This is a genomic window from Flavobacterium bizetiae (genome assembly GCF_024271895.1).
Classification (GTDB): Bacteria; Bacteroidota; Bacteroidia; order Flavobacteriales; family Flavobacteriaceae; genus Flavobacterium; species Flavobacterium bizetiae.
The window spans coordinates 5455291-5475089 of sequence record NZ_CP091861.1; the positions used below are offsets into that span (position 1 = coordinate 5455291).

Annotated in this window: 13 protein-coding genes; 8 read left to right on the plus strand and 5 right to left on the minus strand. The window is 33.4% G+C overall.

Translation table 11 applies throughout. The annotated features are described in order from the left end of the window. Positions 1-241: 241 nt before the first annotated feature. The gene (locus L0669_RS22320; RefSeq protein WP_263760039.1) at positions 242-1696 is read right to left on the minus strand and encodes a glycosyltransferase family 2 protein; all 1455 of its coding nucleotides are present in this window, start codon (positions 1694-1696) and stop codon (positions 242-244) included. 690 nt (positions 1697-2386) lie between these two features. Between L0669_RS22320 and L0669_RS22325 the strand changes: the two genes are divergently transcribed. The 3 genes from L0669_RS22325 to L0669_RS22335 all read left to right on the plus strand — a co-directional run bounded on the left by L0669_RS22325 (position 2387) and on the right by L0669_RS22335 (position 5304). Beyond that, on the plus strand, positions 2387-2887 hold the full coding sequence (locus tag L0669_RS22325; protein WP_263760040.1) for a hypothetical protein: 501 nt from the start codon (positions 2387-2389) through the stop codon (positions 2885-2887). Between the two features lie 52 nt (positions 2888-2939). Further along, complete coding sequence (locus tag L0669_RS22330) at positions 2940-4601, plus strand: DUF262 domain-containing protein (RefSeq protein WP_263760041.1); 1662 nt, start codon at positions 2940-2942, stop codon at positions 4599-4601. 127 nt (positions 4602-4728) lie between these two features. After that, positions 4729-5304, plus strand: coding sequence for a hypothetical protein (locus tag L0669_RS22335; RefSeq protein WP_263760042.1), 576 nt, complete (start codon positions 4729-4731; stop codon positions 5302-5304). Between the two features lie 111 nt (positions 5305-5415). Here L0669_RS22335 and L0669_RS22340 read toward each other — a convergent pair whose 3' ends face one another. Beyond that, complete coding sequence (locus L0669_RS22340; RefSeq protein ID WP_173969121.1) at positions 5416-7017, minus strand: Na+/H+ antiporter; 1602 nt, start codon at positions 7015-7017, stop codon at positions 5416-5418. A 557-nt stretch (positions 7018-7574) separates the two neighbouring features. Between L0669_RS22340 and L0669_RS22345 the strand changes: the two genes are divergently transcribed. Continuing rightward, positions 7575-9965 (plus strand): mechanosensitive ion channel family protein, encoded by a 2391-nt coding sequence (locus L0669_RS22345; protein ID WP_263760043.1) that lies wholly within the window; start codon positions 7575-7577, stop codon positions 9963-9965. A 32-nt stretch (positions 9966-9997) separates the two neighbouring features. Here L0669_RS22345 and L0669_RS22350 read toward each other — a convergent pair whose 3' ends face one another. Beyond that, the gene (locus L0669_RS22350; protein WP_263760044.1) at positions 9998-10870 is read right to left on the minus strand and encodes a DMT family transporter; all 873 of its coding nucleotides are present in this window, start codon (positions 10868-10870) and stop codon (positions 9998-10000) included. Between the two features lie 482 nt (positions 10871-11352). Here L0669_RS22350 and L0669_RS22355 point away from each other — a divergent pair, with 482 nt between their 5' ends. Both L0669_RS22355 and L0669_RS22360 read left to right on the plus strand, forming a co-directional pair. Next, positions 11353-11802, plus strand: a complete 450-nt coding sequence (locus tag L0669_RS22355; RefSeq protein ID WP_263760045.1) for a response regulator — start codon at positions 11353-11355, stop codon at positions 11800-11802. A 12-nt stretch (positions 11803-11814) separates the two neighbouring features. Beyond that, positions 11815-15798, plus strand: a complete 3984-nt coding sequence (locus L0669_RS22360) for a PAS domain S-box protein (RefSeq protein ID WP_263760046.1) — start codon at positions 11815-11817, stop codon at positions 15796-15798. Positions 15799-15897: 99 nt separating this feature from the next. Here the strand turns inward: L0669_RS22360 and L0669_RS22365 are convergent, their stop codons facing one another. Both L0669_RS22365 and L0669_RS22370 read right to left on the minus strand, forming a co-directional pair. Next, entirely contained in the window at positions 15898-16314 is a 417-nt protein-coding gene (locus L0669_RS22365; protein WP_263760047.1) for a lipocalin family protein, read from the minus strand. Between the two features lie 189 nt (positions 16315-16503). Further along, positions 16504-17508, minus strand: a complete 1005-nt coding sequence (locus L0669_RS22370) for a hypothetical protein (protein ID WP_263760048.1) — start codon at positions 17506-17508, stop codon at positions 16504-16506. 359 nt (positions 17509-17867) lie between these two features. Here L0669_RS22370 and L0669_RS22375 point away from each other — a divergent pair, with 359 nt between their 5' ends. Next, on the plus strand, positions 17868-18041 hold the full coding sequence (locus L0669_RS22375) for a hypothetical protein (RefSeq protein ID WP_263760049.1): 174 nt from the start codon (positions 17868-17870) through the stop codon (positions 18039-18041). Positions 18042-18091: 50 nt separating this feature from the next. Beyond that, a complete protein-coding gene (locus L0669_RS22380; protein WP_263760050.1) occupies positions 18092-19795 on the plus strand; it encodes a tetratricopeptide repeat-containing sensor histidine kinase in 1704 nt (567 codons plus the stop codon). Positions 19796-19799: the final 4 nt, after the last annotated feature.

A 19799-nucleotide genomic window follows, 5' to 3' on the forward strand; every position in this document is an offset into this window, starting at 1 on the left:
CTAGACGAAAATCATATTATGAAAATGAGTGTCCTAGCCCCGATAGAAGAGGAAATCCTTTTATTTTTTTCCTTTAAAAAAATAAAAGATTGGAACGAATTGCTTCGCCAATTCGCACTTTCAGGCTCGGGTGCGGGATTAGCTCCTAAAAAAAAATAACAAAAAAAAACTCCTGCTCAAATGAACAGGAGTTTCAAAAAACAAATCTAATTTCTATTTCTAATCTAATTCTAATATTTATTTAAACTAAACCACGTGTTAACCAACCTCTTTTATTGGCTGTAACGATGGCATAGGGAGTAATCCAGAAAAGGCTAAAGGTGTAAAAAACACTGTATGAATACGCCCAAAGCGAATCGGAGAAATTGTACCTTTTAGCGTAAAACAAAACCGGAAAACTCGAAACAATTAAGATTCCTAATAGTGTTGAACTTAAAAATAATAATGGGTGTATGGCGATAAAAAAGAACATAAAAAGCATGAACGGATAGGCCATAACGATTTTTGTTGCCTGGTTTAACCATAAAAGTCGGGAACCAAATTTAGATTCTTTTCTAAAATCTGTAAAAACGTATTTTGCCATTGCGATGTTCTCACGCACGTTACTTCTACTCCATCTGATAAACATTTTGTATAATCCGGTGTATTCTTCGGGAACGTTTGTCAATACATAAGCATTTCTTTGAAACAATACGTGTTGTCCTTGTTTTAGGATCATATTGGTCATGGCGCGATCTTCGCCAATGTCTGATGGTTGTCCCATAAAAGTCTGGTTGATCCATTCGTCAAGACAAGCGAAAACAGATGTTTTACGGTATGCTGCGGCTGCTCCGGGAGTACAAAGAACAGAACCTAATTTGCTTTCGGCAGAACGCATGAACTCAAAACTCATTACGAAACTTACGTTAAGCATTTTTGGTAAAATTGCTTTTTTGCTGTTCAATACATGAACGTTTCCTGCAACTGCTCCGCATTTTTCGTCTACTACAAACGGACTTACTAAATTACGTAGCGTATCTTTTTTCACGATCGAATCACTATCGACTGTTACAAAAATTTCTCCCATTCCTAATTCAAATCCGCGGTATAGGGCGTGACGTTTTCCTGCGTTTGCCGGTTGTTGAAAAATCGTTAAACGATCTCCTAATTTTATTTTGGCTTGTTGCATCCAATACCAGGTATCGTCTTTACTTCCGTCATCTACGGCTAATATTTCTAATTTATGTGCCGGGAAATCACTGTCGGCCAAACTCATCAAAGTATCCCAAACCAGTTTTCCTTCGTTGTATGCAGGAACGATTACGGTTACGGTTGGCAACATTTCGTCTGAAACGGATTCGATTGGTTTGTATTTAAAAAACAGGTATAAGTTATAAAGGAAAACCCCTGTTTGAAAGAAAAATAACAATCCCGCAACGATCAGGAATGGTAATCCCCAAGAAGAGTTTAATCTGTCGATTTGAAACTGATCAAAATCATCTTGCAAATGATACACAGAATAAGCCCCAACAAACATTAAAATAAAAGTACTTACTAACACAAATAATCCAAACTTACTTTTGGTGCGTTCGCTCACTTTTTTTGTTGCTGCATTATCATTACTAATACGAAAAATGGAACTCTTTAAGGCTTGTTCGTTACTAAGATCTGATTTCGACGTATAAAATTGTTCTGATGTTAAGGTTTCACTTTTCATATGACACTATTTTGATTTGCTTTGTATGGCTTTTATTTAATTTGCTTTCCTCTCGATGCGTAATTTTCATTTATCGAAAAGGAATTTACATTATCCCATTTTGCAAGCGTTGTGCCATTATCAGTTTTTACTGGTTTTGAGTTGTTTAGGTATTTTGCACGTTTTTGATGTGTGTAATTATTATACGTTTTTAGGATACAGTATACAGTTTTTACTGGGGTTTTGGAAGGTTTTGGGTTGGGATTTTGGTGTCTTTGAGTGTGACGAAGTTTAGTAAAAACGGTTTTTGGAGTTTATTATTGTAGTCCTGAACGAAGTTGAATGATTTTTGGAATTTGGATTTTAAGGTTTGGGATTTATTTTTCTGGAGCTATTTCCCGCTGTCCGTTTCAATCTTTTGTGCCGAACAACGGCACAAAAGGATTTTCACTTCCATCGGGGCTAGGGGTTTTGGGGTTATTAGAAGTTTTTTTATTAATTTGAAAACTCAGGTATAAATACGCATTGTCTTGTTTTTTATTATTGGTATTCTTGTTGGGAATTAATTTTTAGGGGATTTATGGTTTTCCGTAAGGAGGTTAATTTTTAAATTCTAAAATTTGTTAACAATAGAGGATTACAAATTTATTATTAATTTAACTCATATCTTAAATTAACAAGCATATTAGAATTAGAGCATATTTAAGCAAAATGAAAGAAAGTACATATCTACTCCATCAGCATTTCAATAGAGCACTATCTTTCAAGGAATTAAATGATGTAACAATTATTTATAATAAAACTATTAGCAATTCTAATTTAATAATCCCTAAACTTAATACAATTGATTTTATGCTTTGGGCAAAAAGAGAAAAGATAAATTTTGGTCCTTATCAACATTTAACCTTTTTTGAAATCAGTAATCGAATTTATTCTGATTTAGTTTTATTAAAAGCTGCTGAAATATTATTCAAAGATTATCATATAAAAAGCATTCAACTAAAAATGAGTAATCACTCAGGCAGTGATTTAACAATTATAGATAAACATGATAATCAAATTAATGGTGAATCTTTTAATTCTGCTTGTTCCTTCTTTCAATTAAAAATGAGAAAAGAATTGAAAAAATTTAAAAACAAATCAGGAATTATAACTTTCAACAGTTCCGCGTTGAATGATATAAATAAAGTGTTTTTAAAAAGAAAAAAATAGAGTTCCCGAACATTTTGTTTATAGAATGTAATATTTAGAAAAATAAAAAATAATGGATTACAAATCAACTATTAGCGACATCTTTAGTCCCCGTAAAAATCTCTTTGCAGTACCAAATTATCAGCGTGCTTATTCTTGGGAAAAGGAAAAACAAATAAAACAATTCTTCACAGATTTAAAAGATCATCCTAAATCAGTGCCACAATATCATTTGGGACATTTTTTGTTTGAAACTGATGAATACAATAAAAATAAATTTTGGATAATTGATGGACAGCAAAGACTCACTACTGTGGTTATATTCTTAAGCTGCATATATAATAAACTTAAAGATTTAGAAGGTTATAAATCTATAGCCGCAAATATTTATAATGAATACTTAATAAATTCAGATGGTGAGCAAAAATATTCAACAGTTAGTTATGATAATAATTTTTTTCAAAATATTATTATAAGATCTGTTGATGATAAAATTGATACCCGATCTCGTAAAAGAATACTTGAATCATTCGAATATTTTACTTTAGAGTTTGATAAAAAAGAAGTATCAATTGAAGATATTATCCATTGGAAAGATTTACTAGAAACTGCTAAAATCACAACAGATTCAGTTTGTGACAAATCAGAAGCTACACAGCTTTTTAGTTTTCAGAATGATAGAGGTAAAGATTTAACAGAATTAGAAAAATTAAAATCTTTTTTAATGTTTAATATTTATTTGGATTGTAATTTGTCGGAGAAAAAACCTGATAGTGACATTGTTTATATTGAAAAAGAATTTGAAACCATATATCAATCATTAGAATTAATAAAAATTGCCGACGAAGACCAAGTATTAAACTATCATACTATTGCTTTTCTTTCAAATGATGATACTTCATTAGAAAGAGTAAAAAAAGCAATAAAAAGACATGATAATAAGTCTAAATGGATAAAGGATTTTACTGTTGGATTAAAAAAGAGTTTTTTAAATGTCATTGAGATTCAGAAATCAAAAAACAAAGAAAGTTTATTAGGTGATATATTATATTTAGATCAGTACAACTCATTTCCTTTAATTTTAAAATTATTTCACTATCACGAAATTTCTGAATTTAGAAAAATTCTCCGATTAGTGGAAATTATTCTTTTTAAGATGGAATATACTTTCGGTAATTACAGAACAAATAAAATTCATAACATAGCTCTTCATTATAAGAACGATCTGATTTTATTAGAAAATGATTTAAGATATTATGCAAATCAAGGATTTAAGCATTATTGGAACTTTACAAGTGATTTTGTCGGTCGCTTAGAAGCAAATTCTCATTATTTTAAACCAACTCGATATTTATTATGGAAATATGAAAATCGATTAAGACACGATATTAAGGAACCTGCAATGAGCTATAATGATTTTGCAAATTCTTATGGTAAAAACAATCTTGAAAGCACATTAGATCATTGGACACCAAAAAAACCCGACGATATTGAATATACTCAGGAATTCAAAGATCAATTTTTAAATAATATAGGAAACCTTGTTTTATCCACCAGAGGTAGAAATTCGAGCGACAGCAATAATTTACCTCATGATAGAGAAACAAATTCTGTACTAATTCAAAGACAAAAATTAGAATCTTTCAAAAATAATTGGACAGAATTAGAAATAAAAAATCGCCAAAAAGAAATTGTAGCTTTTGCAATGGATTATTGGGATCCAAATAGCATATAAAACATTACACCATTAAAGAATTAAACATAAAACTAACCAGATTTAGAATAAATTAGAAATTAAATCCTATTCTTTTAATTTTCAAAAACAATATCGATTCTAGGAAATCCAATTATAAAAATAAAACATGAGTTATAAAATTACTATTGAAGAGTTTGACAATGATATTTCAAACTATATAGAAAAATTAAAAAATGATTTAAAAAACATTAGATTCGATATAGAAAACAGTACTCGTTTTATAATTTCACATGAATTAGATTGTAAAAGCTTATTTAATTATCAAAAACAAAAAGGAGTTTATCTTTTCGAACTTAATTTGGATACTCCTAATTTAACAGGAACAAAAAGAGCAACTAAAATTAAAAATTTTGCAGAAGCTTGGTCTAAAAAAAAGAATGATTCTTTTTTTTCTTCAAGTGTGATAAAAAAGAGACTACAGTTAAGATCAAACTTCGATGAGCAATGGTTGCCTTTGTATATAGGAAAAAATAAAGATATATATAGCAGAATAAAAGAACATATTGACTTATGCCCAACTAAAAACACTTATGCTATGAAACTTAGACATCGAACTAATTTGCATGGCTTAGAATTTAGAGTTACAACTATAGAAATTGATGTATTAAATTATGATTTTATTGTTCCGCATATAGAACGTTCTTTAAGAGAAATATATCATCCCCTAATTGGAAAGCAATAAATTTAAATAGTTAAAGCTTAACCATTATAATAAATTACACATATAAAAGTCCAACTATAAAAATTGGACTTTTAAATTTATTCAAAAAATTGTATGACTAATCTAATCCCCCTACTCCTCATACATCTCCATCCACAACCTAGTCTCTTCCAAATCCAGTTCCTTCTCAATCTTCCTAAAAATCTCTTCGTTGACAGAACCCGATTTGTGCATTGATTCTAGCTTTCCACGTTCCACGTTTAGGAGATCGATTTGGAGTTTGGTGAAGTCGTTGAAGATTTCGCCGCCCATTAGATTTCCTTTACCGAAGAAATTGGCTGGGAGTTCGGTTTTTTGGAGGCGATTGAATTTTACCTCATATTTGCTTTTGATGTTGTGAAGCAAATCGTCGTTGAGTAACGAGAAATTATCTTCGATGTGGGTAATGGTTTGCGATACGATTACGTTTCTTATTTCGTATTCTTCGGCCAGAATCGAATATTTTTCTATTTTTAATTTCTTGATTAACCACGGCAATGTTAATCCCTGAATGACTAAAGTCGAAAGGATTACACAAAATACCAGATAAATGATGAGGTTTCGTAACGGGAAAGCTTCTGTTTCGTTCATCATTAGCGGAAGCGCCAATGCAGCGGCCATCGAAACCACGCCACGCATTCCGGACCAACCGAAAACAATCATGTTTCGGAAATCGAATTCTTCTTGCAAACGGATTTTTTTACTGATATATCTTGGGAGTAATGTTGCTGGAATTACCCATAAAAAACGCACTAAAATCACGACAATACTTACAGATGCGCCCCAAATAAACAAAGACCAACCCGAGTAATCCCCGATTCCTTCGATAATTTGGCGCAACTGCAATCCGATTAAAATGAAGATTAATCCGTTTAGGATATTCGTTAGAACGCTCCAGATTGTTCCTGTCATGATTCGGCTTTCGTGGGTAAAGATCGTTCCTGATCTTGCGGAAAGGAAAAGTCCGGTTGCGACTACGGCCAAAACTCCCGAAGCTTCGAAATGTTCGGCTATTAGATAGGAAGCAAAAGGTGTTAATAAGGTTAAAGTCGCTTCGATCACTTCGTCGCAAACAAACTTTTTATGAATAAAACTCATGATATAACCTACTCCTAAACCAATCCCGATTCCTAAAACCGACATTATAACAAAGTTCAATCCGGCTTGCCAGAGTACAAAGTTTCCGGCGGTAATGGCGGTTAAAGCATATTTGTACGCCACCAAACCACTGGCATCATTCACCAGACTTTCGCCTTCAAGAATAGCAATCAATCTTGGGTGCAAACCCAAACCTTTTGTTATAGAAGTTGCCGAAACGGCATCAGGCGGCGAAACGATTGCGCCTAATAAAAAAGCTAACGGCCAGGAGATATCATCTATGAGCATGTGCGCTGCAAAAGCTACGGCAACGGTGGTAAAAAGTACCAAACCTACAGCGGCCAAAGTTATTGGTCGGATGGTTTGTTTGAAATCAGACCAACTGGTGTACCACGCAGCATGATATAAAAGCGGCGGTAAGAACACGATAAAAACGACTTCGGGACTTAAAGCTATTACAGGAAGTCCGGGAATAACGCTAATAATTACACCACAAAGCACCAGCACAATCGGAATGGGGAAATTGTATTTTTTACTGATTAGGCTCAAAAAAGCAACCCCAAATAGTAACATGATAATTACGGTAATATTTTCCATTTTTTGATTGTTTGGTAATTCTGGTATTTAGAGTACGAATATAATATTTTTAATTTTTCTTTTTCAGCCACTCCCGATAGTTATCGGGATAAAAGGATTAAAATGATTTTTTCTTTTGAGTGTGGTTAATTTTTGCACGCAGATTTGCTTCGCCTGTTCGCTATCGCTCGGGTGGCAGATTGAGCAGATTTTATTTTCTGGTTTGTGTATATTTTTTTTGCCACTCCCGATAGCTATCGGTATAAAGGATTAAAAAAGATTTTTTACTAATGGGGACTTTTAAACTTTGACAAAGTTCCCGAACTATCGAAGAATTAAAAAAACTAAATGTCTTAGCACAAAGAATGCCCTAGCCCCGATAGAAGTGGAAATCCTTTTGTGCCGGTGTTCGGTACAAAAGATTGGAACGGATAGCGGGATTAGCTCCTAAAAAAAATATCTGCAACAGAATTAACTCTACGCCTGTAAACCTTATTTTAACCAAATTTTATCATCCAATACATCATAAATATCCTAAAAAAAATTACTTTTGACCCTTAAATTCATTGCCTTACATTATGATTCAGAAAAGAAATTTCATTGGTTTATTCGCCTTATTTGCCGTCTTTTTTTACGCGCCGCTAACCTACTCTCAAACCGCACCGGCCAAAACTGATACTACAAAAGCTAAAACGGAAACTGCACCGGCTAAAACGGAAAACAAATCGAAACTTTTTGAGGAAAGTGCTACTGATAGTGATTATCTGGTGGCTATAGAAAAAGCGGGAGAGGTTTTAGAATCTGCTCATAATGACACTGAGTTTGACGGGAACAGTCATCATTTGTTTGGAGAAATTAAGAGGACGCAAAGCAAGCTTGATCTTATTTTAACGAGTTTAAAGGGCGCGAATCCTAATGTGCGCAACCAGCAAATGTATCGTATTGTCCTGAAAGAAATCGAACAGGAACTGAACGAACAAAATACTGCGATCAATGCGAGAAATCTGGCGCTTGAAAAAATCAAAGGCAGGGTAATTGAGTTGCGTAAGGACAAAACCTTAATGGGGCTTTTGACGGATACGATAAAACGTAAACAGTTTAAAAAGGAATTTGCCAATCTTAAAAACAGATACCTGAGCACGGATAGTTTAATGACTAAAAATCAAGGTATTTTAAACGATAATAAAAGACTAACGGTTGAAAGAAAAATTGCGGTTTCGAATGCGTTAATTACGGTTGAAAGTAAACTGGAACAATCGGGAATCAGCATGCTTAAAAGGGAATATCCTGCTTTATGGAGTACGAGCGATTCTACTTCAAAGAAAATAGTGGGACAAAATATTAAAGCAAAGGTAATTATCGAGGAAAATGTGGCTTCGTATTATCTAAGCTACAAAGCGGGTTCTTTAATCTTTTTGGTTTTATTAATGGGTGCTTTGGGGTGGTATATTGCCCGTAATTTAAGATATCTTCGAAATAACGGACATGCGGAAAATCTGGCTCAGTTTAATTTTAAATATCTTAATCGGGGTGTAATTCTTCCTGTATCGGTAATTGGTTTAAACATTGCGGTTGTGAGCAATTTGTATGCTCCTGCTATGTTTATTGAGTTGATTCAGTTGGTGCTTCTTGTGTTGCTTACTTTTCTTTTTAAAAGAGACTGGTCGACGACTTCAATGCGCAACTGGCTGCTTCTGTTAGTATTATTTTTTGTACTGTGTTTCTTAGACTTGTTTATTGCGGTTGGTTTTATACAACGTTGCGCTTTTATCGTAATCAATATTCTAGGTGTTCGTTACGGATTTGTTCAAATAAAAACGCTGAAAGATCAGCTTTACTACAAAGGATTTTTTAAATGGGCGACGATCATTTTTATTGGCCTGAATGTTTTGGCGATACTTAATAATCTCTTCGGACGTGTTTCCCTTGCTAATATGTTAAGCATTACGGCTTTTATTTCGCTTACGCAAATTGTGGCCTTGAGCGTACTATTAAAAATGGTATTAGAAATTATTCTTTTACAAATTTATACGACGAGAGTAAAACGTGATATCGAAAAGATTTTTGATTTCGAAAGTTTGTCTGAAACACTCAAAAAGCCTTTCATTATCGTTATTAGTTATATGTGGATTATTGTAATCGCAGCTAACTTAAATATTTGGGAATCTTTACGCGCTGGTTTATCTACTTTGCTAAGTCATCCTAATACGATAGGAAGCATCACTTTTACGTTAGGGAACATCGTTTTGTTTTTTATCATTATCTGGGTCGCGCATTTATTACAAAATTATGTGGCGTACTTTTTTGGTGAGGTCGATGACGAAAACGAAGAAAACATCAACAAAAAACAGCATTCTAAATTATTGATCACAAGACTTGTGGTATTAATTTGTGGTTATCTTTTGGCCGTTGCCGCATCCGGAATGCCTTTGGATAAATTGAGTATTTTACTTGGTGCTTTGGGTGTTGGTGTTGGATTGGGTCTTCAGAGTGTGGTAAACAATTTTGTATCTGGTATTATTTTAATTTTTGATAAACCTATACAAATTGGCGACGTAATTAATATTGCTTCTGAATCTGGTCGCGTAAAATCGATGGGATTGCGTACTACCAAAATCAACTCGGCAAATGGTGCCGAAATCATCATACCAAATGGTAATTTATTATCGCAAAACATTACCAACTGGACGTATACTGACAATTATAAACTGGTAGAAATCACTGCAGAGGTTAGCGGAGAAATCATGCCGGAAGAAATTAATACTTTGATATTATCTTCTCTGGAAGGTATGGATTTAGTGAATAATACTAAACCTCCTCAAATTTATTATACGGCAATTGCTGACGGAAAATTCAAACTACAAATAAAATTCTGGTGCAGCATTTACCGTACCGAAGAAATCGTGAGTAGCGCCCGTCAGGTTCTTTTTAGTAATTTTAAAGCTAAAGGTGTAACGATAGCAACATAACAAAATTTAGATTATATCTTAAATCCGTCAAATTAATTTTTTGACGGATTTTTTTTGAAGTTAATTTCAGAAATAAACATAGCCGAGATAATCAATAATCCTCCTGTCAAAATCTGATAGGTAAAATTTTCTCCAAGAATAAAAACTCCCGCGATGGTAGCAAATACAGGTTCAAACAAATACGTTAATGCTACTTTTTCTTCGCCCAAATACCGTTGCCCTACATTTTGTACTGCATACATAAAAGCGGTTGCCGGAATTGCTGCAAAAAGAACACCTTTCCAAAATCCATTAGTGTTGGGTAACCAAACAGAGGCTTCATCAAATAATGCGAGAATCAAACATCCAAAAGCACAAAAAAGCATTAATAAAATCACGGCGGGAATAGGATTTTCTTCGGTAGCATATTTCCCGACCTGAAGTACATAAAAAGCAAACCCAAAAGCACAGGACACAATTAATACATCACCGGAATTTAGACACAATCCGTCTTTTACCACAATAATATAAAGTCCGATTAGGGCTAAAATACAGGCAATCCAAATCTTGTTTTCGATTTTCTTTTTATAAATAAGAAATTTTAAAATCGGAATCAACAATACATCCAATCCGGTAATAAAAGCAGCATTTGAAACTGTAGTATACTGAAGTCCTATAGTTTGCAAAACGGTTCCGGCAAGTAACGGAACTCCAATCAGAAAACTGATTTTTAACGTTTTTAGAGAGATTAATTTCAGTTGCCTGAAAAAAACAAAAGCAAGGCAAAATGCGGCTATTAAAAATTTATAAAATAAAAATACGAATGGTGAGCCAGCGCCAATACCCACTTTTACAAAGGTGAAAGAAATTCCCCAGAAGGCTGTTCCTGCTATAAGAAGCAGTAAATAAAGATGTTTTTTTTGCATATCTATAGTTATAATGAATTACATTAAACTATTAGAGTATGCTCAAGGCAAAAGAAGTACAATAATCCCGATTTCTTCTCTAATGTTAGAAAATTGTACGTATGTTTCTTATCTGCGGCAAATATAAAAATTATTTAAGAGACGCAAAAAGTGTTTTTTATACATTAACAATTGTTCTACGGAGTAAATTGGGCTTTTTATTTTTTAAATTAATAAAAAAATACAGTTGTAAAAGCTGTAAACCGCTAATTTTAAAACCAATACATTCAAAACAAAAAATTATTTTTTTAGGACCTAAAACGTTAAATTTATCGGTATATTACTGATTAATAGTAATTAAATTAGTTCTATCTTAGCAGAATTAAATCGATTTTGAATTAAAGTTAATCTCTAATGAAGAGTAACTGAACTCAAAAACAGATACAGTATCAAATTTAAAGGGAATTAATTCTTTAAAAAATAAAAAATTTATAAGACTCAAAATGATTAAACAGAATTACAATTTATTGCTGGCAGATGATGACGAAGATGATTGCGATTTTTTTAAAGAAGCGCTGGATGAATTAACGCTTCCGGTATCTCTTGTGACTGTTAATGATGGCGTACAGCTTATGGATTTTTTAGGTGATCACTCCGGAGATAATTTACCGGACCTGCTTTTTCTGGATCTTAATATGCCCCGCAAAAATGGTTCTGAATGTCTGAAAGAAATAAAAGAAAGCGAAGCACTTAAAAACCTTCCTGTTATTATTTTTTCGACTTCGCTGGACAATGATATTGTCGACCTGATGTATGCAAAAGGCGCGACCTATTATATTCGTAAACCAGGCGAATTTTCTAAATTAAAAAAAGTAATCGAAAATGCTCTTGTTACAGCATCCGAAAATAATTTTAAGCAACCTCTAAGAGAGCAATTTATACTTCAACCCTAATTCGTTTTTAGAATGAGCTTTACAGATCATAAACATTATTTTCTATCCGATGGTGGCGAAATGGGCAAACTGATACGTGCTAAAGATTGGAGTAAAACAACTTTAGACGATCCTGAAAACTGGCCTCAAAGTCTTAAAACCATGGTTGCTGTGATTCTCAACAATCCGTTTGGAATGTATATTGCCTGGGGAGAAAACTATACTCAAATTTATAATGACGGGTTTCGCCCTATTTTGGGTTCGAGCAAACATCCTGAAGCTTTAGGAATTAGTTCGAAAGAAACATTTACCGAAATTTGGGATACAATTGGCCCTATGTTTGGCGATGTAATGAAAGGTAAAGCCGTTAGTTCGCCCGATTTTATGGTAGTGCTAAACAGAAATGGATTTGATGAAAAATGTTATTTTGATTTCTCTTACAGCCCCATAAAAAAAGAAGACGGCGAAATTGGAGGTGTTCTCGTTACCGTTATTGAAACGACCGAAAAGAAAAAAGTAAACGAGGCGCTTAAAGAAAGTAACGCCCAGTTTATGAATAATATCATGCAGGCACCTGTTGCCATGTGTGTGATGAGAGGTAAAGATTATATTGTAGAAATTGCAAACGAACAGATGATTCAGCTTTGGGGAGTCGAAGCCAAAGAGATTCTTTACAAACCCGTTTTTGATGCTTTGCCGGAAACCAGAAATCAATATCTTGAGGATGTACTAGATAATGTATACAATACGGGCGAAAAATTTGTTGCCAATGAGCAACTTGTTAAACTTCCAAGAAATGGAAAAATAGAAGATACTTATATCAACTTTGTATATCAGGCCCTTAATGATGCCGATGGTACAATATCGGGCGTTGTAGGTATTGCGATAGAAGTTACAGATCAGGTTATTTCCCGGGCCAAGAATGAAGAAAGCGAGCAAAAAATAAGAGAATTGGTCGAAAATGCGCCATTTCCGATTGCTTTATATGTGGGTAAAGAAATGATTGTAGAACTGGCCAATGATTCTATTATCAAAATATGGGGAAAAGGTAATGACGTTATCGGAAAATCATTTAAAGATGTGGTTCCGGAACTGGACAATCAATTGGTCTTTGAACAAATTACAGAAGTCTTAAACAGCGGAAAATCCTTTCATACACAAAATACGCCTCTTGATCTTACTGTTGATGGAGTATTAGGCACTTATTATTTTAATTATAGTTTAACGCCTATCTACGACGTAAACGGTAATGTATATGGTGTAATGAATACAGGCGTCGATTTGACGGATTTGAATCTCGCCAAGAAAAAAATAGAAGAAAGTGAACAAAACCTGCGTAGCATGGTATCGCAATCGCCAATTGGTATTTGCGTTCTAGATGCCGAAACTTTGGTGAGCGAAATTGTCAACGAAAGTTTTATTGAAGTTGCAGGAAAAAAATACGAAGAAATTGCAGGAAAACATTATTGGGAAGCTTTTGCTGAGGTAAGATCGGCTTACGAAATTCCACTGCAAAAAGTAATTGCAGAAGGTGAACCGTTTTATGCTAATGAGGTCGCAATGCCGCTCATCAGACACGGAAAACAGGAAACAATTTACGTGACTTTTGTTTATGCTCCGCTAAAAAATACGGAAGGAAAGGTAACAAAAGTGGCTATTTGGGTGTTGGACAATACTCCGCAGGTAAATGCCCGAAGAAAAATTGAAGAAGCCGATAAACGTTTTAGAAATACAGTAAAACAAGCTCCTGTTGGAATTACTATTCTGCGCGGGGCAAACCATGTTGCAGAAATGGCCAATGAGGCTTATTTAAAATTGGTAGGAAAAGAAGAAAGTAACTTTGTTGGCAAACCTTTGTTCGATTCTTTACCAGAAGTAAAAGAAACCGTAAGTGATCTCTTAGATACTGTTTTTACAACAGGCGTTCCGTATCACGGATATGAAGTTCCGGTACCTATTAATAGATTTGGAAGTCCTGAAATTTTCTATTTTGATTTTCTTTATCATCCTTTGAAAGAAGAAAATGGACAAATCTCGGGAATTATAGTAACTGTAACCGAAGTAACGGAAAAAGTTGAAACCAGAAAAAAAACAGAATTAAACGAAGAAAGATTAAATATTATAGTCGAGGCCAGCGAATTGGGTACCTGGGAATTGTATGTGAAAACAAAAGATCTCCAGTATTCTGATCGCTATCTCGAAATTGTTACCGGATATAAAGACCAGGAATATCTTACTCATGCGCAACTTCTTAGCCATGTTCATCCTGATGACTTGCACATACGCGAGAAAGCTTTTAAAGAAGCAATTGCTTTAGGTAACATTCATTATGAAGCCCGGGTAATATGGGATGATCAATCGATTCATTGGGTAGAAGCCAAAGGAAAAGTATTCTATGATGCTGAAGGTAATCCTGAAAGATTGTTAGGAACGGTAAGAGATATTACCGACGAGAAAAATCATCAGCAGGAACTTGAAGCAAGCGAAAAAAGATTCCGTAAACTGGTGATGGAATCGCCTGTACCAAAAGCGATTTTAAAAGGAAAAAACATGGTGATCGAAATGGTCAATGGTGCCATGCTAAAAAATATCTGGAGAAAAAATGAAAGCGATGTTCAGGGAAAAATCATATTAGATGTATTTCCGGAACTTAAAAAACAAAAATATGCCCGACTTTTAAATGAAGTCTACACCACCGGAAATGTACATTCAGAATCAGAATCATTGTTTTATCTGAATGATGGAAATGGGGAACGTAAAATATATATCGATTTTGAATATGCACCACAACGCGAATTAGACGATACGATTTCAGGTATAAAAATGACGCTTATTGATGTAACCGAAAAAGTAGAAACCAGAAAAAAAATCGAGGAAAGCGAAAAGAAATTCAGATCGCTGACCGAAAGTATTCCGCAGCTTATCTGGGAAACCGATGAAAAAGGACATGCCTTATTTACTTCCGGAAAATGGCTGGAATATACAGGCGTAGTTCCTGCTGGCGAAGCGGAATGGAAAGCGATGATTCATCCGGATGATTTTGAACAAAATACCAAAACGTGGAGTCACAGCCTTGCCACCGGTGAAGTTTATAAAACGGATGTTAGGGTTTTACGAAGAGATGGTACGTATAGATGGCATTCGGTAATTGGTGAACCTGTTTTAAATAAAGACAATAAAATCATAAAATGGGTCGGCGCTTTTACTGATATTCAGACAGAAAAAGCTTTTACTCAGGAATTAGAGAAACAAGTTACGGCGCGTACCAAAGAACTGGAGCAAAAAAATGTCGAACTAGAGCAAATGAACAAAGAGCTTCAGTCGTTTGCTTATATCTCAAGTCACGATTTGCAGGAACCGTTGCGAAAAATTCAAACTTTTGCCACGCAAATTATCGAGAAAGAATCTGAAAATTTATCAGATTCCGGAAAAGATAAATTTCAGCGCATGCAAAATGCAGCGCAGCGAATGCAAACGCTTATTAATGATCTGCTCTCCTACTCGAGAACCAATATTCAGGAAAGAAAATTTGAAAAAGTGAATCTTTCTAAAATTATCGATGAGGTAAAAGAAGATTTGAAAGAAGAACTGGAACAAAAAGGAGCTACAATAGAAACTGACAATACCTGCGAAGCAAGTATTATTCCGTTTCAGTTCAGACAATTATTGTATAATCTGGCTAGTAATTCATTGAAATTTGCCAATCCTGATATTCCTACTATCATAAAAATAAACTGTGAATTTACCAAAGGCGTAAATATAAATAATGACACTTTAGCTGAAGAAACAACTTACTGCCATATCAGTATATCTGATAATGGTATTGGTTTTGAACCTCAATACAGCAAAAAAATATTCGAGGTTTTTCAGCGTTTACACGGAAAACTCGAATACACGGGAACAGGAATTGGATTGGCTATCGTGAAAAAAATTGTAGAAAACCATAACGGAACGATCACCGCAACAGGCGAAAAAAATAAAGGAGCTACTTTTGATATCTATATCCCGGTAGTTTAAGTTTACATCTAAAACAATAAAAAACGGAAATAACTTTTAATAAGTCATTTCCGTTTTCGTTTTTAATCCTCCCAAGGAATTAAAAATTTACTTTCTAGATTATCTCGTATAAACCGTAATAATACCAGTAGTTTTGTCTTTCAATTTCAACTCTTTATTAGTAAGATTCATGATATCGCTAGTTGAGCTCACATTACCTACACTAATAGTTAAATCGTTGTGAGATCTTGCATAAGTTCCTGTAGTTTCTGTTAAAGCACAATCACTTCCTTTATAATCTCCTATAACTGCTGCGTTACTCAATCTTAGGTCTAAATAATCTCTGCTACAACCAGCTTCGTTTTGTGGGGCGTCAATTAAGACCTCTTTACCATCAATAATAGTTCCTGTTTGACTTAGGTTGTATTTACCTTGAATTGGAACGATTGTTTCTCCGTCATTGTCATCGCTGCTACAAGATGCTGCAAATAAACCAATGCTCAATAATACTCCGAATAATATTCTTTTAGTTTTCATGTTTGATTTCTTTAAAATTATTTTATGCTAAATTAGTTTTAAAGTCCTCCAACAATGTTCTATAATTTTCGGTTTGATTTACATAATTATATTTCTTTTTAAAGAATTGTTTTACGAAATGAGTTTTTTATGATTAATATGGTAGTAATTATCTCAAAATATACTGACATTATATGTTTTCTTTACTTTTTACTTTCTTACGTATTTATTCAAGATATACTTTGTCACAGGTTTTAACGGACTACTATTTTCAGGATGTCGACCATGTGCATTAAAAAAATCAACTCCATTTGCTGTTCTACCATACCAAATTACTGCTATCCCATTTTTATCAAAATAAGTCGTCGTATCGCAAACTGCAATCTTTTTAAGATTAACAAGAGTAGGATCTAAAAGTTCAATCTTATTATAAGCTCCAAAACCTTCTATCTTCAAATCACAATCTACAAGTTCATAATGATCAACAGACCATTGCATACATTGCTTTTTTGGAAATGCAAAAAAGATTATACCAAAGCCAATACATAAAACCAGAGTTACACCTAATATAGCGTTCTTAATTCTTTGATTAAACTTATTTGAGTTTTCTTCTTCATTTTCTATTTCATTCCCACTTTCCTCTTCTACTTCACTTTCTTTTATATTATCATTTTTCTCTTCCTCTTTTTCTTTTATTTCAATATCTTCCTTTTCTTCTACTATGCCCTTTTCTATTCCTTTTTCTCTTTCCTTTTCATCTAGAAAATTCTCTAAATCTCCCGAACCTTCAATTTGTTTTTTTTGTTGATTTTCTAATACTAAGTTATCATCACTAATATCATCGGGATATAAATTGTGGATTCTAAATTTATTAAAAGGTCGTAATTCAAAATTCACCAGGATTGCCGCCATATTTACTGCCTCAACATTTGCAGGATCAGTTTCTCCTTTAAAATATTTTTCAATAGGTCTAAACTTATCTATTTGTTCATCAAACTTGTTTTTTCGATTAACATCAAAAGGCAAACCTAATAAAGAACTAAAAACATTCAAATCATCCTGATTTCTGTTTTGTTGTTGAAATAACTCCCAACACAAATTGCGGAGTTTAGCTCTTGTGGGATTATCTAAATAAACAAAATATTCGCTATTTCTAACTTCTTCATATTTATTTTTTACAGCAATTTTATAATCTTCAAAAGTATTGTTTGGCATGGGTTTTCTGGAATTTTAAGGATTTCTCATTTGGATTTTCAAGGATTTTTACGGAATTGTCAGGACTTCAAAAAATACTTCGGAATTCCCGGAATTCCTTCTCAAATCACGCTCAAAGCCGTTGTTACTTTGCCTCAGAATTAGTTCTTATTCGATATCGGATTAAAACAAAAATACAAAACTAGTTCAATTAAAAGTACGGAAAACCGTAAGACAAGATTTATCCGGGAAGTATAAATCAACCTCTTACAGTTCTACGCACTTCACTTCCCAAAAAAACAATTTGGTATTGCATTAAATCAACCTCCGGAAAAGTTCCGGACAGCAATACCCATGTCCAATTTTTAATTCATAAAATCATGAAAAAAATATTTATTTTGGGTGCGTTTGCACTATTGACAACGACTGTAATTTCTTGCACTTCTGACGATTTCGAAGATACTAAAGCGAATATTAAACCTGAAGTACCAGCATACGCTGACGGACCTGGAGACCAACCAATAACAGTCCCACCACCACCAATAAAAAATTAATACTAGTAAATATCTATAATTAATTAGTAAATTCGGGGAAAGTATCTTTTATGTTACGGTCCCCGTTTTTTTTATTTATTATATTCCTTTTTTTTCTTTCGTGTAAAGAAAAAACAACTCCTTCTATAAAGTCTAAAGCGGCTTCAAATGAAGCTGGTATTTTGAGATCTAAAGGAATTAACCACTTTCAATCAAAAAACTTTAATAGTGCTTTTTACTACTTTAACAAATCTAAAATAGCATTTGAGTCCACAAAAGACAGTAGTAATATTGTATACAATCTTATCCAGATGGCCAATATTCAGCAAATAAATGGCGATTATTATGGCAGTAAAGAAACCCTGACTGAAGCATTACCTTACGTTAAGACAAAAGATGTTTATAGTGCCGCTATTAATAATTTATTCGGAATTGCAGATAAAGAACTTTCTCTGTACAATGATGCTATTTTTTATTATAAAGAAGCTTTAAAAGATTGTACCGATGAAGCATCTAAACAATCTCCTCTAAATAACCTGGCAGTTGTTTACATACAGCAAAAAAAATATGATCAAGCTATTCTTATTTTAGAATCCATACTAAAAAAAGGACTTATAGATCAAGAACCTTCAAAAAAAGCGCGGGTCCTTGATAATTTAGGCTTTGTATATTTTAAAAAAGAATTACATGAAAAAGGACTTTTTTTAATGAATGAAGGACTTAAATTAAGAAATGAAGATGATGATTTTTACGGAAGCATCGAAAGCAATTTACACTTAGCAGAATTTTATTCAAAAACTAATTCTAAAAAATCAAATCAATATGCACAATCGGCTTATGAAATTGCTACAAAGTTTAATAGCGTCGATGAACGACTGAAAGCTCTCTCCTTTTTAATTTCTAGTGAAAACGGAAATAAAAATGCACAATATGCGCAAAACTATATTGCCATCAATGATAGCATCATAAAGGTTCGTAACAACTTTAAAAATAAGTTTGCCAGGATTAAATACGATTCTAAAAAAGAAAAAGACGAGAATCAGAAATTGCGTTTAGAAAAAGCAGAAAATTTATTGTCACTACAGGAACAAAAATATCAAAAAGTTGTGGCCGGAATTGGGGTTATATTTTTGATAATTGTAATTGTTATTCTGATACGATATTATAAAAACAGAAGCAGAATCGAAAAAATAAAAACCGCATACGATACTGAAACCCGTATTGCTAAAGATATTCATGATGAATTGGCAAACGATGTTTTTCATGCAATGACTTTTACTCAAACACAACCTTTAACGAGCGAAAATACTAAGGAAACACTGGTTCAGAAATTAGACAATATTTATTCGCGCGTGCGTAGAATTTCGCAAGAAAACAGCACAATTGATGTTACGGCAAATTATGCGGCTAACTTAAAAGAAATGCTTTCGACTTATAATAGCAACATTACAAACGTCATTATAAACAATATCGAAAAAGTCAATTGGGAATTGGTCGATAATATAAAGAAGGTTACGCTTCATCGAATTTTGCAGGAATTAATGGTGAATATGAAAAAACATAGTCAGGCATCATTGGTAGTTGTAAAGTTTGAAAGCAACGGAAAAACGGTCTTTATTGATTATACAGATAATGGAAAAGGCTGCGAAAAAGATAAAATTATAAAAAATGGTCTGCAAAATATGGAAAACCGTATTCTGGCCATAAAAGGAACTATTACTTTTGACTCTGAACCGGATAAAGGTTTTAAAGTAAAAATAACTCTGCCTAAATAAAAGC